The organism is Streptomyces bottropensis ATCC 25435, from assembly GCF_000383595.1.
Lineage (GTDB): Bacteria > Actinomycetota > Actinomycetes > Streptomycetales > Streptomycetaceae > Streptomyces > Streptomyces bottropensis.
Genome location: NZ_KB911581.1, coordinates 8,152,691 through 8,165,111, shown reverse-complemented (window position 1 = coordinate 8,165,111; position 12,421 = coordinate 8,152,691). Strand labels below are relative to the sequence as shown.

Here is a 12,421-nt window from a genome sequence, read left to right as displayed (position 1 = left end):
TCTGGTCGAGGCCCGATCCCCTCACCCACAACGGGAGTGAATCCACATGGGCATGAAGGACCAGTTCCAGGACAAGGCTGAGCAGCTGAAGCGGAAGGCCGGACAGTCGCCGGAGGAGCGGCAGCGGGCTCAGCGGCCTGGTGAGCGTGAGCGCGAGCAGCACGGGCGGGAGCCCGGTCGTGAGCCCGGTCGTGAGCCCGGTCGTGAGCACGGCCAGCCGCAGCGCGAGCGTCAGCCGCAGCGTGAGCACGGTCAGCCGCAGCGTGGTGCCCAGCGGCGGGACGAGGAGTCCGAGCGGCTGGTGCGGGACGACGAGGACCGGTTCCGGCAGGACGTGTAGTCGTCCGGACCAGGCTTCGGCGACGCCGAACGTGGGGCGCCCTCCTTTGGGAGGGCGCCCTGCGTCGTTGTCGGTGGCGATACGGCGGCTTCGGCAGTGGCCCCTTGCGTCGCCGTCAGTGGCGGTTCGGCAGCTTCGGGCGGGACCTGTCCGGGGTGTTCGTGTGGTCCGGGGGGTCCGCCGGGGGGTGGGTCTTGAGGAGGTCCAGGGCCAGGTTCACCGCCGCCTCCAGCTGGGTGTTGCGGCCCTCGGCCCAGTCCAGGGGGGTGCGCAGGGTCTCCAGGTCCGGGGTGACGCCTCGGTTCTCGATGGTCCAGCCGTACGCGTCGAACCAGGCGGCGTTCATGGGGACGGTGATGACCGTGCCGTCGCCGAGCTGGTGGCGGCCGGTCATGCCGACGACGCCGCCCCAGGTGCGCAGGCCGACCACGGGGCCGAGCGCGAGGAGTTTGAAGGCGGCGGTGATCATGTCGCCGTCGGACGAGGTCGCTTCGTCGGCCAGGGCCACCACCGGGCCGCGCGGGGCGCTGGACGCGTACGACACCGGCTGGGCGCCCCGGGTCAGGTCCCAGCCGAGGATCGTGCGGCTCAGCTTCTCCACCACCAGCTCGCTGATGTGGCCGCCCGCGTTGCCGCGCACGTCGACGATCAGGGCGGGCCGGGAGACCTCCATGCGCAGGTCGCGGTTGAACTGGGCCCAGCCGGAGCCGCCCATGTCCGGGATGTGTAGATAGCCGCAGTGGCCGCCGCTCAGCTCCCGGACCACTTCACGGCGTTTGGCCACCCAGTCCTGGTAGCGCAGGGGGCGTTCGTCGAGCAGGGGGACCACGGCCACGCGCCGGGCACGGCCCTCGCCCTCGGCCGGGGAGAAGGTCAGTTCGACGGTCGTGCCGCCCGCGCCCGCCAGCAGGGGGTACGGGCCGGTCGTCGGGTCCACCGGGCGGCCGTCGACGTGGGTCAGCGCGGCGCCCTCCCTGATGCCGGTGCCGGCCAGCGGGGAGCGGGCCTTGGAGTCGGAGGAGTCGCCGGGCAGGATGCGGCGGACCGTCCAGTCGTCGTCCCGGCGGACGAGGTTGGCACCGAGGAGCCCCTGGCGGCGCTGGTAGTGGGGCGGGCCCTCGTTGCGGCGTGCGGCGGTGACGTAGGCGTGGGAGGTGCCGAGTTCGCCGAGCACCTCCCGCAGCAGGTCCGCGAACTCGTCGGGGGAGGCGACCCGTTCGACCAGCGGGCGGTACTGGTCGAGGATCGCGTCCCAGTCGATGCCGCTCATCCCCGGGTCCCAGAAGTAGGCGCGGATCAGGCGCCCGGCCTCCGCGTACGACTGGCGCCACTCGGCGGCCGGGTCGACCTCGTGCAGGACGCGCCGGAGGTCGATCCAGACGGTCGAGTCGCTGTCGCCGGACTCGGTGGAGGGGACGGCACGCAGGTCGACCTCGTCCACCACGACCAGCCGTGAGCCGTCGCCGCTGACCGCGAACCAGTCCAGGTGCTGCACCAGTTCGGACCTCTTCGCCCTGCTGATGTCGAAGTGTTCGAGGGTCGGGCGGCCGGTCATGTCGTCCGGGTCGGCGAAGGTCTCGCCCAGGGCGCCCGAAATGGGCCAGCGCAGCCAGACGAGACCGCCGCCGGAGACCGGGTGCAGCGCCGAGTACTTGGAGGCGGTGACGGGGAAGGGGGTGACGCGGTTCTCCAGGCCCTCGGTCTCCACGGTGACCGTTCCGTCGGTGTCCTCGTCCTCGGTCGGGTCCATGCCTCCGGCGACCGGGCGGCCGTCGGGGTTCAGGGCGAAGGGGGAGGGGGTGGCGGAGGAGAGCGGGACCAGGTAGGGGCGGCAGCCGAGCGGGAAGGACAGGTCGCCGGTGTGCACGTCGTACACCGGGTCGAAGCCGCGCCAGGACAGGAAGGCGAGGTAGCGGCCGTCCCGCGTGAAGACCGGGTTCTCGTCCTCGAAGCGGCCGCTCGTCACGTCGAGGATGAGGCGGTCCTTGATCCGGGCCATCTTGATCTGGCGCAGGGTGCGGCCGATGCCGGGATGGGACCAGGTCAGCCAGGCGCCGTCGGGGGAGAAGGCGAGGTCGCGGACGGGGCCGTTGAGGGAGGCGATGAGTTCGGTGACCTCGCCGTTCGACTCCTCCGTCCCCGCGGCGGCAGCCGCTCGGTCGGGCACGGTCAGGAGGAGGACGCGGCCGTCGTGCGCGGCGACGGCGAGACGTTCGCCGCGCGGGTCCGCCACCAGTTCCAGGACGCGGCCGAGGCCCCCGGAGGCGAGGCGGCGGGGTGCACGGTCGCCGGTGGCCCGGGGGAGGTGGGTGATCTCGATCGCGTCCTCACCGTCCGCGTCGGTCACGTACGCGACCTGCCCGCCGGAGCCGAGCATCTCGGGCAGCCGGACGCGTACGCCGGGGGTGTCGGCGATGGTCCGGGCGGGGCCGTCGCGGTGGGTCAGCCAGTAGAGGCTGCCGCGCACGACGACCGCGCTCGCCCGGCCCGTCTCGTCGACCGAGAGGCCGTCGACGTGCTGGGCGGCCGGCACCTGGTACCGCCGCCGCCCGGTGCGAGCGCCGCCGAGGGTCACGTCCAGGCGGCGGGGGGTGGCGTCGGCGGCGAGGTCGTCGACGATCCACAGGTCGCCGGCGCACTGGTACACCACCCGGGTGCCGTCGCTCGCCGCGTGCCGGGCGTAGAAGGTGTCGTGGTCGGTGTGCCGGCGCAGGTCGGAGCCGTCGTACGCGCAGGAGTAGAGGTTGCCGACGCCCTCGTGGTCGGAGAGGAAGGCGATCCGGCCGCCGACGAACACGGGGGAGTGCAGGTGCCCGTCGAGGTCGGCCAGCAGCCGTTCGCCGTGCAGCCAGAGGCGGCCCGTGGCCCCGCCCCGGTAGCGCTTCCAGGAGGCCGGTTCGTGCGGGGGCGTTCCGGTGAGCAGCAGGGTGCGGCGCTCGCCGTCGATCTCGGCGGACTGGACGTCGGAGACCGGGCCCCAGGGCAGTTTGCGGCCGGGGTCGCCGTCGGTGCGGACCTTGTAGGCCCAGGTGAAGTACGAGAAGGGCTCGCCGTGGGAGGCGACGGCCAGGATGTCCGACCGGCCCTTCGTGCCGGCGGTCTGGGGCGTCCAGCCGCGTACCTCGGTGTCGGGACTGCCCCAGTGCGTGAGCCGGCGTGCGGGGGCCCCGCCGTCCACCGGGGTCAGATGGATCTCCGGGGTGATGCTCCGCCAGCTCGTGTACGCGATGTGCCGGCCGTCGGGCGAGAAACGCGGGCAGGCGACCTTCGTACGGTCGACGGTGAGCCGCCAGGCGCGGTCCGAGCCGTCGAGGGGGGCCAGCCACAGGTCGTCCTCGGCCACGAAGCAGAGGCGGTCGCCGCTGAGGTGGGGGAAGCGGAGGTAGCCGGCGTCCGGGGCCGCCGCTTGTCCATGGCCGCCCTCCTGCGCGCGGCCGACCCTCTGTTCGCGGCTTGCCCTTTGCACCGGCGTCCCTTGCTCCGGGCGCGGGTCCTGCTCCCGCCGCGTCCCTTGTTCCCCGTCCGTTCCTTGCTCCGGGTGCGTCGCTCGCTCCGGGTCCGACCGTTGCTCCTGGCGTGGGTCCTGCTTTCGGCGCGGCTCCTGCTCCGGGCTCATCCCTCGCTCCGGGCCCGCCCCTCGCCCCGGGCTCATCCCTCGCTCATAGGTGTCGCTCACCTACCCATGCTTTTCCGCCCGGGAGGCACCGGCAACTTCACCGCCGTGACCCAGGACACGTACGAAACGGTTTCGTTTTCTTAGCGGCCGGGGTATCTTCTTAAGCGTACGAAACCGTTTCGTTCGGAAACGGGGTCGTCGGCCCGTGCCCCAGGGGTGCGGCCGGTAGCCTTGTCGTTCCGAACGCGAAGCCGGAGCAAGGGGAGTGCGATGACTGAGACCGCGACGGTGCGCCGCAGTCGGATCACGCCCGAGCGCGAGGCCGAGCTGTACGCGGCCGTCCTCGAACTGCTCCGGGAGGTCGGCTACGACGCTCTCACCATGGACGCCGTGGCCGCCCGCACCCGGTCCAGCAAGGCCACCCTCTACCGCCAGTGGGGCGGCAAGGCCGAGCTGGTGGCGAAGGCGATGCGGGCCAACAAGCCCGGCCCCGACATCGCCTCCGTCGACACCGGGTCCCTGCGGGGTGACATGCACGCGATGATCGGCACCCAGGACGACTGCACCATGGAACAGAACTCCGCGCTCATGCGGGGCCTGGCCATGGCGATCCATGGAAATCCCGACCTCCTGAAGGCGTTCCGTGAGCTGATCATCGAGCCCGAGATGGAGGAGACCCGCCGCATGCTGCAGCGTGCCGTCGACCGGGGTGAGGTCCGTGAGGACAACCCGGCCATCGACTACGTGCTGCACATGTTCATCGGAGCCTTCGTCGCGCGCGGCATGATCGAGGATCTGCCGCCGACCCAGGGCTTCCTCGCTTCGTACATCGACGCCGTGGTCCTCCCCGCCCTCGGTGTGTCGACCACCCAGTAGTCCCGTAGCCGGCGAACACCCGTACCTGACGCCACCGCTCATGTCGTCGGGCTGATCAGCCCTGCCCCTCTCTCCTTCCCCGCCTTCGGCACGGGCTGACCCGTCCTGCCCTCCTGCACGTCCACGACCTGAACGGGAGTACCGCCCCCGTGGCCACTTTCCTCTACAAACTCGGTCGACTCGCCTTCCGGCGACGACATTTCGTAGCCCTGATCTGGGTGGCACTGCTGACGCTCGCGGGCGTCGGTGCCGCCTCCGCGCCCGCCGCCGGATCCTCCTCCTTCTCCATCCCCGGCACCGAGGCCCAGAAGGCCTTCGACCTGCTGGAGCAGCGCTACCCCGGCATGAGCGCCGACGGCGCCACCGCCCGGGTCGTCTTCAAGGCGCCCGAGGGCGAGAAGATGACCGACGCCGCCAACAAGGCGGCCGTCGAGAAGACGGTCGGGGAGCTGGGCGACGGCTCCGAAGTCGTCTCCGTCAGTGACCCGTTCACCACCCGCGCGGTCAGCCAGGACGGGACGGTCGCCTACGCCTCGGTGACGTACAAGGTCCCGGCCATGGAGCTGAAGGACTCCTCGAAGGAGGCCCTGGAGACCACCGCGCACAAGGCGCAGGCCGCCGGGCTCACGGTCGAGATGGGCGGTGACGCCCTGCAGGCCGAGCCGGAGACGGCGGTCACCGGCGAGATCATCGGTCTCGCCCTCGCCGCGGTCGTCCTCGTCGTCACCCTGGGCTCGCTGGTCGCGGCCGGGCTGCCGCTGCTGACGGCGATCATCGGCGTCGGCATCGGGGTCTCCACCATCACCGCGCTCGCCAGCGCGCTCGACCTCGGCGACACCACCTCCACCCTCGCCCTGATGCTCGGTCTCGCGGTCGGTATCGACTACGCGCTGTTCATCGTCTCCCGCTACCGGTCCGAACTGGCCGAAGGCAGGGAACGTGAGGAGGCGGTCGGCCGGGCCGTCGGCACCGCCGGCTCGGCGGTGGTCTTCGCGGGGCTCACGGTCGTGATCGCGCTGGCCGGTCTCGCGGTCGTCAACGTGCCCATGCTGACCAAGATGGGTCTCGCGGCGGCGGGCACGGTCGTCGTCGCGGTCCTCATCGCCCTCACCATGGTCCCGGCGCTGCTCGGCTACGCGGGCCGCAAGGTCCGGCCCGCCGGTGAGAAGGGCGGACTGCTCGGACGCGGCAGGGCGAAGAAGCCCACCGAGGGATCTGCCGAGGGATCTGCCGAGGTCTCCGCCGCGAAGGCCGGCGAGGAGACCGGTGAGGCGCCTGGCGCGGCGCCCGTCGCGGCCAAGCCCAGCCTGGGCACCCGCTGGGCGAGCTTCGTCGTCCGTCGTCCGGTGGCCGTGCTGCTGCTCGGCGTCGTCGGCCTAGGGGTGATCGCGCTCCCGGCCGGCCGGCTGGAGCTGGGCCTGCCCGACGACGGTTCGCAGTCGACGTCCACCACGCAGCGCCGGGCGTACGACCTGCTCTCGGAAGGGTTCGGACCCGGCTTCAACGGCCCCCTGATGGTCGTCGTCGATGCCAAGGGCAGCGCGTCCCCGCAGCGGGCCGCCACCGCGGTGACCGACGAGATCAAGGGTCTCGACGACGTCGTGACGGTGACGCCCGCGACCTTCAACAAGGCCGGCGACACCGCGATGATCACGGTGATCCCGAAGTCCAAGCCGTCCTCGACCCAGACCGAGGACCTGGTGCACTCCATCCGTGACGCGGGCGCCGGCGTGACGGCGGACACGGACGCGAAGGTGCTGGTCACCGGCGCCACCGCGATGAACATCGACTTCTCGCAGAAGCTCACCGACGCGCTGATCCCCTATCTCGCGCTGGTGGTGGGCCTGGCCTTCCTCCTGCTGATCGTGATCTTCCGGTCGATCCTGGTTCCGCTGAAGGCGGCCCTCGGCTTCCTGCTCAGCGTGCTGGCCGCGCTCGGCGCCGTGGTCGCGGTCTTCCAGTGGGGCTGGCTGGCGGGGCTCCTCGGGGTCGAGGAGACCGGCCCGATCATGTCGATGATGCCGATCTTCATGGTGGGCGTGGTCTTCGGCCTGGCCATGGACTACGAGGTGTTCCTCGTGACCCGGATGCGCGAGGCTTACGTGCACGGCGAGAACGCGCACCAGGCCGTGGTGACGGGCTTCAGGTACAGCGCACGGGTGGTCGCGGCCGCCGCGGCGATCATGATGGCCGTCTTCGCCGGCTTCATCGGCTCCGGCGAGTCGATGATCAAGATGATCGGCTTCGGCCTCGCCATCGCCGTCTTCTTCGACGCGTTCGTCGTCCGCATGGCCATCGTCCCGGCCGTCCTCGCCCTCCTGGGCGACAAGGCCTGGTGGCTGCCGAAGTGGCTCGACCGGGCACTGCCGAACGTCGACGTCGAGGGTGAGGGGCTGCGGGCGCACGACGCCACCGGGACCTCGGCCGAGGACGACGAGGACAGGGAGCTGATCCGCGCCTGACACGCGGGACGGACACGCAGGACAGCCGGTGAGGGCCCGTGAGGACGGGAGCCCTCACCGGCTTCCGCGTGAGGGGTGAAAATGACGGATGCCCGAAGAGACCGACGCGACCCATGCCCCCGGCGCCCCCGACGCGACCGACGCGACCGACGCGACCGACGCGACCGACGCGACCGACGAGATCGACGCGACCGACGAGACTCGTGACACCCGTGTGGGCCCGCCTCACCTCGGCACGGAACGCGCCACGCTCCGCGCCTTCCTCGACTACCACCGCGCGACCCTCGCCATGAAGTGCGCGGGCCTCACGGACGAGGAACTGCGCCGCCGGTCGATGCCCCCGTCGGCCCTCTCGCTGCTGGGCCTCGTACGGCACATGGCGGAGGTCGAACGCGCCTGGTTCCGCCGGGTGTTCGAGGACCACGACGCCCCCATGGTGTGGTCGAAGGAGATCGACTTCCAGGCGGCGTACGACGCGAGCGCCTCGACGCGGGCGGAGGCGTTCGGGGCGTGGGAGGCGGAGGTGGAGACCTCGCGCCGTATCGAACGGGAGGCGGAGTCACTGGACCTCGCCGGCCACCAGCCGCGCTGGAACGCGGAGGTCTCGCTCCGGATGGTCATGATCCACGTCCTGCTGGAGTACGCCCGCCACAACGGCCACGCGGACTTCCTGCGGGAGGGGGTGGACGGGACGGTCGGTGCGTGACCCGTGCCGGGACCCCTCAGAGGTGCTGTTTGGCCGTCATGATGAGGCGGGTGATGCCGTCCAGGGTCGCCAGCCTGTGCTCGTCGAACCGCGGCCGGTCCGCGATCTTCGACAGTGCCGTGATGTCCGAGAGGACCGTCGCCGCGCTCCGGCTCAGCGCCGCGTCGTCCGTGAGCATCTGCGCCCGGAACAGGGCCTCCTGGGCGTTCGACCGCATGTCGTACGCGCGAATCCGGACCGCGTCCGGGTCGTCGGGCGGCGGCTGTTCGTGCTCGCAGAACCACAGGTGGACGAGGCCCCGACGGTAGTTGATCAGCGCCCCGGCGTACACGGAGTACGCGTCGAGGCGCTCCTGGCGCAACTTCTCCCGACGCGCCAACTCGTGACTCCGGTCGGCGGCGCGCTGCTGGAGGGCGAGGGTCAGCCCAGAGCCGAGGAGCGTGCCGAGTACGGCTATGCCACTGGCGATGATGGTCTCCACACGCCAAGCTGATCACGCGGTGACGGCCGGGGTCACTCGCGACGGCATGCGCTCGATCTCAACCCCGGTCGGCAGGGCCGCGTTTGTCGAACGACAGCTGGGGAGACGGTGAGTCCTACGGAGCCTCCGCCCCGTGCGCTCCGGCTCGCACGGCAGATACGGCAGATACGGCAGATACGGCGGGCGGACAGGCGGGTCGCGGTCGGCGTCGGCGCGGGCAACGTGCTTCTGTGCTGCGTGCTTCTTCTCGTGGCCGTCGGCGTGCTGTTCGTGGAGCCGGTCACCCGGGCCGAGGAGACCGCGGCCTGGCAGCTCGCGGGGCGGATCTACGGCTGGTGGTTGCTGGGCGGGCTGGTGCTGTTCCCGGTGCTGGGGCTGACGCGGGCGCTGGTCGTCCACCTGGCGACGATGATCGCGACCCCTCCGGCGCTGTTCACGCTCGTGGTGCTGGGGGCCGTACGGTGACCGGATGCGGCGCCCGGCTGACAACGTGCTCATGGCAGGCGGCTGGGAAGCGCACAGGAAACGCTCATAGCATCACGTGCATTCCATGACGGGAACCTTCGGAAGGCGTGGTTCGGCATCATGAGCACAGCACCCAGGAACGGCAGCGGCGGCCATGGCCACGGGCACGACCACGAGGACGAGTTCGACAGAGGGCTCTCGTACGACCTCCCGGTGTTCGCCCGCCGCCGCATGATCAGACTGCTGGCCGGCGCGAGCATGGTCCCGCTGGTCGCGGCCTGTTCCACGGACGGCTCCGGCGGCGGCTCCGCGTCGGACGCGTCCTCCTCCGGTTCGTCCTCGTCCGGCACCTCCAGCACCTCCGGCGCCGACTGCGAGGTCATCCCCACCGAGACGGCCGGCCCCTACCCCGGTGACGGCTCGAACGGCCCGGACGTCCTCAAGGAGAGCGGTGTCGTCCGGCGGGACATCGCGAAGAGTTTCGGCTCGGCCGACGGCGTCGCCGAAGGCATCCCGCTGACGATCACGCTGACGGTCGTCGACCAGGCCTCCGGCTGCGACACCCCGAAGGAGGGCGCAGCGGTCTACCTGTGGCACTGCGACCGGGAGGGCCGTTACTCCCTCTACTCCGACGGCGTCACCGAGGAGAACTACCTGCGCGGCGTCCAGGAGGCCGACGACAAGGGCCAGGTCACCTTCACGTCGATCTTCCCCGGCTGCTACCCGGGCCGCTGGCCGCACGTCCACTTCGAGGTCTACGACAGCCTGGACGACGCCACCGCCGCCCAGAACATCGCCGCCACCTCCCAGCTCGCCTTCCCCAAGGACGTGTGCGACACCGTGTACGCGACGGACGGGTACGGCGCGAGCGTCGAGAACCTCGGCCGACTCTCCCTGGAGACCGACAACATCTTCAGCGACGGCTACGACCAGCAGCTCGCCACCATGAAGGGCGGCACCGACCAGGGATACACGGCCACCCTCACCGTCCCGGTGTGATCCCGCGAGCCCTTCGCTCAGCCCGGATCGAGGTGCGCCGTGTCCCCCCACCGCGTCAGCCGCAGCCGTCCCCCGTCGCTCTCCCACTGCGAGACCGAGGCGTTGGGGACGGGCGGCAGCCCGTCGGGACACGCCGCACCGAGGCCCGCGCACACGAGGCGGACGGCGACGGCGATCGCGTCGTGCGCGATCAGCAGCACCCGCCGGCCGGGGGCGACCCGGTCCAGCTCGCGGACGAAGTCCCGCACCCGCAGCACCACATCGGTCAGCGCCTCCCCGCCCGGCGGACGGTAGAACCAGTCGCCGACGAGGGCCCACCGTGCCGCCTCCTCGGGCGCGCGGGCCCGCCGCGCGTCCGGCGGGTGCATCTCGAAGATCCCCGTCTCCCGGTCGCGCAGCCGCTCGTCGACGAGGAGCGGAGGCGGGACCACACGCGGGTGCCCGGCCATCGCCTCCCAGGTCTGCCGGGCCCGTACGTACGGCGAACAGGCCACCAGATCCGGCCCCGGTCCGCCGCCGGCAGCCTCCTCGCCGCCCTTCCCGGTGATCCCCGCCAGCCATCCGCCCAGCGCCCCGGCCTGCGTACGGCCCAGCTCCGACAGCGGAACGTCCCTGCCCCGGCCCGGCAACGGCACGGTCGACCCGGTCCGCTCGGCCTCGGCGTACGCCACGTTCGCGGTGCTCTGCCCGTGCCGCACCACCCACAATGACGCGAGGGTGTACGGGGGCGGCAGTCCCTCACCGGGCGGGGGAGCCGGGCCGGCGCCGGACGCGCTCAGTGCGCCACCGGCACGGCCGTGTACGTCCGTCGCAGGAAGCGGATCAGGGCCTTCGTGTCGAACTGCAGCACCGCCACCCCCTGCGCGGAGTGGAACTCCATGACGGCCTGGACCCGGCCGCAGGGCCAGATGCTCACAGGACCGGAGGTGGTGGGGGCGCGCAGGCCGCGTTCGAGCAGGTCGCGGGGGAAGGTCCACTCGTCGGGACCGGGCAGGCGCACGCGGACGGCGGAGGCATCGGTGTCGGGGTCATAGCGCAGGATGACCGGCACGGTGTCCCGGTCATCGGGGGAGTCCGTGACGACATGGGCCCGGGCGTACTGCTCGACGGTGACAGACATCGGGCTGCTCCTCACGCTGAGTGACCCACGCAGAAGCGGTTAATCGGCTGTCCACCGCTTCCGCTGCCTCTCCAATGTCGCATATTTTCCGCCCGGCGCCCCCGGAGGCCCCGCGGCCGCGGCGAGCTGTTCGCTATTCAGTGCCAAGGCGCTCTTGCAAGAGGGTCGCAACAGGGCTCTATCATCGTAAGGTTCCAGCCACTCCGGCCCCCGTCGGAAGGCAGCCCTCAGCCAGCGCGTCCCCACCCGGTGGCCCGGCCCCGTACCAGGAGAGCGAGCCCGCGTATGCACGTCCCCGACGGATTCATCAACGCCCCCGTCTCGGCGGTCGCCGGAGTCGTCGCCGCAGGTGCGGTCGCCGTGAGCCTGCGCGGCGCCCGGCGTGAACTGGACGAGCGGACGGCGCCGCTCGCCGGTCTCGTCGCGGCGTTCATCTTCGCCGTGCAGATGCTGAACTTCCCGGTCGCGGCCGGGACCAGTGGACATCTGCTCGGCGGGGCCCTGGCCGCGATACTCGTGGGCCCCTACACAGGGATCCTGTGCGTGTCCGTGGTGCTCCTGATGCAGGGCATCCTCTTCGCCGACGGCGGCCTCACCGCGCTCGGCGTGAACATCAGCGTGATGGCGGTCGTCACGTCCGTCGTCGCCTACGCCGTCTTCCGCGGGCTGGCCAGGCTCCTGCCGAGGACGCGCCGCTCGATCACCGTCTCCGCCTTCGTCGCCGCGCTGATCTCCGTGCCCGCCGCGGCCGCCGCCTTCACATTCGTCTACGCGATCGGCGGCACCACGGACGTGCCGGTCGGCTCGGTGCTCACCGCCATGGTCGGCGTCCACGTCCTCATCGGCCTCGGCGAGGCCGCGATCACCGCCGCCACGGTCGGCGCCGTCATCGCCGTACGGCCCGACCTCGTCCACGGCGCCCGCGGTCTGACCGCCCCGCTGAAGCTGAGGATCGACGGCGAACTGGTCGACGCCCCCGCCGCCGCGCCGGCCGCCGCGCCCGCCCCCGTCGCCGCCCGCTCCCCGCGCACCCTCCTCCTCGCCGGCCTCGGCACCTCCCTCCTCCTCGCCGGTGTCGTCAGCTTCTACGCGTCGGCCGACCCCGACGGGCTGGAGAAGGTCGCCGCCGACAAGGGCATCGACGCCAAGGTCGAGGACCACGCCGCCGCCGGCTCCCCGCTCGCCGACTACGGCGTCGAGGGCCTCGACAACGCCCGGCTCGCGGGCGGTCTCGCGGGCGTGATCGGAGTCGGCGTCACCGTCGCCGCCGGTACCGGCATCTTCTGGGCCGTGCGCAGGCGGCGTACGAACGACACCTCCCCGGCCGCCGTCCCGGACCTCCGCGAGAACGCCTGA

At 71.9% G+C, this 12,421-nt stretch carries 11 protein-coding genes; 7 read left to right on the top strand and 4 right to left on the bottom strand.

What is annotated here, in order from left to right; all coding sequences use genetic code 11:
* Positions 1–46 precede the first annotated feature (46 nt).
* Positions 47–340 carry a hypothetical protein gene (locus tag STRBO_RS0136060; RefSeq protein WP_020115626.1) on the top strand — a complete coding sequence of 98 codons (294 nt, stop codon included), beginning with the start codon at positions 47–49 and terminating at the stop codon, positions 338–340.
* Between the two features lie 115 nt (positions 341–455).
* Here STRBO_RS0136060 and STRBO_RS0136055 read toward each other — a convergent pair whose 3' ends face one another.
* On the bottom strand, positions 456–3,806 hold the full coding sequence (locus tag STRBO_RS0136055; protein ID WP_020115625.1) for a S41 family peptidase: 3,351 nt from the start codon (positions 3,804–3,806) through the stop codon (positions 456–458).
* 420 nt (positions 3,807–4,226) lie between these two features.
* Between STRBO_RS0136055 and STRBO_RS0136050 the strand changes: the two genes are divergently transcribed.
* From STRBO_RS0136050 to STRBO_RS0136040, 3 genes are all read left to right on the top strand, one after another.
* On the top strand, positions 4,227–4,832 hold the full coding sequence (locus tag STRBO_RS0136050) for a TetR/AcrR family transcriptional regulator (protein ID WP_005485903.1): 606 nt from the start codon (positions 4,227–4,229) through the stop codon (positions 4,830–4,832).
* Positions 4,833–4,981: 149 nt separating this feature from the next.
* On the top strand, positions 4,982–7,294 hold the full coding sequence (locus STRBO_RS0136045) for an MMPL family transporter (RefSeq protein WP_005485902.1): 2,313 nt from the start codon (positions 4,982–4,984) through the stop codon (positions 7,292–7,294).
* A gap of 88 nt (positions 7,295–7,382) precedes the next feature.
* Positions 7,383–8,000 (top strand): DinB family protein, encoded by a 618-nt coding sequence (locus STRBO_RS0136040; RefSeq protein ID WP_005485900.1) that lies wholly within the window; start codon positions 7,383–7,385, stop codon positions 7,998–8,000.
* Between the two features lie 16 nt (positions 8,001–8,016).
* Here the strand turns inward: STRBO_RS0136040 and STRBO_RS0136035 are convergent, their stop codons facing one another.
* Positions 8,017–8,481: a hypothetical protein gene (locus STRBO_RS0136035; protein ID WP_005485893.1), complete on the bottom strand. Its 465-nt coding sequence runs from the start codon at positions 8,479–8,481 to the stop codon at positions 8,017–8,019.
* 237 nt (positions 8,482–8,718) lie between these two features.
* On the opposite strand from STRBO_RS0136035, the gene STRBO_RS0136030 reads away from it, so the two are divergent.
* Together STRBO_RS0136030 and STRBO_RS0136025 are read left to right on the top strand one after the other, a co-directional pair.
* Positions 8,719–8,946, top strand: a complete 228-nt coding sequence (locus tag STRBO_RS0136030) for a hypothetical protein (RefSeq protein ID WP_005485892.1) — start codon at positions 8,719–8,721, stop codon at positions 8,944–8,946.
* 120 nt (positions 8,947–9,066) lie between these two features.
* Entirely contained in the window at positions 9,067–9,945 is an 879-nt protein-coding gene (locus STRBO_RS0136025; protein WP_005485891.1) for an intradiol ring-cleavage dioxygenase, read from the top strand.
* 17 nt (positions 9,946–9,962) lie between these two features.
* Here STRBO_RS0136025 and STRBO_RS0136020 read toward each other — a convergent pair whose 3' ends face one another.
* Positions 9,963–10,646, bottom strand: a complete 684-nt coding sequence (locus STRBO_RS0136020; protein WP_005485890.1) for a histidine phosphatase family protein — start codon at positions 10,644–10,646, stop codon at positions 9,963–9,965.
* 74 nt (positions 10,647–10,720) lie between these two features.
* Positions 10,721–11,065, bottom strand: coding sequence for an SsgA family sporulation/cell division regulator (locus STRBO_RS0136015; protein ID WP_005485889.1), 345 nt, complete (start codon positions 11,063–11,065; stop codon positions 10,721–10,723).
* Between the two features lie 285 nt (positions 11,066–11,350).
* Here STRBO_RS0136015 and STRBO_RS0136010 point away from each other — a divergent pair, with 285 nt between their 5' ends.
* On the top strand, positions 11,351–12,421 hold the full coding sequence (locus STRBO_RS0136010) for an energy-coupling factor ABC transporter permease (RefSeq protein WP_005485887.1): 1,071 nt from the start codon (positions 11,351–11,353) through the stop codon (positions 12,419–12,421).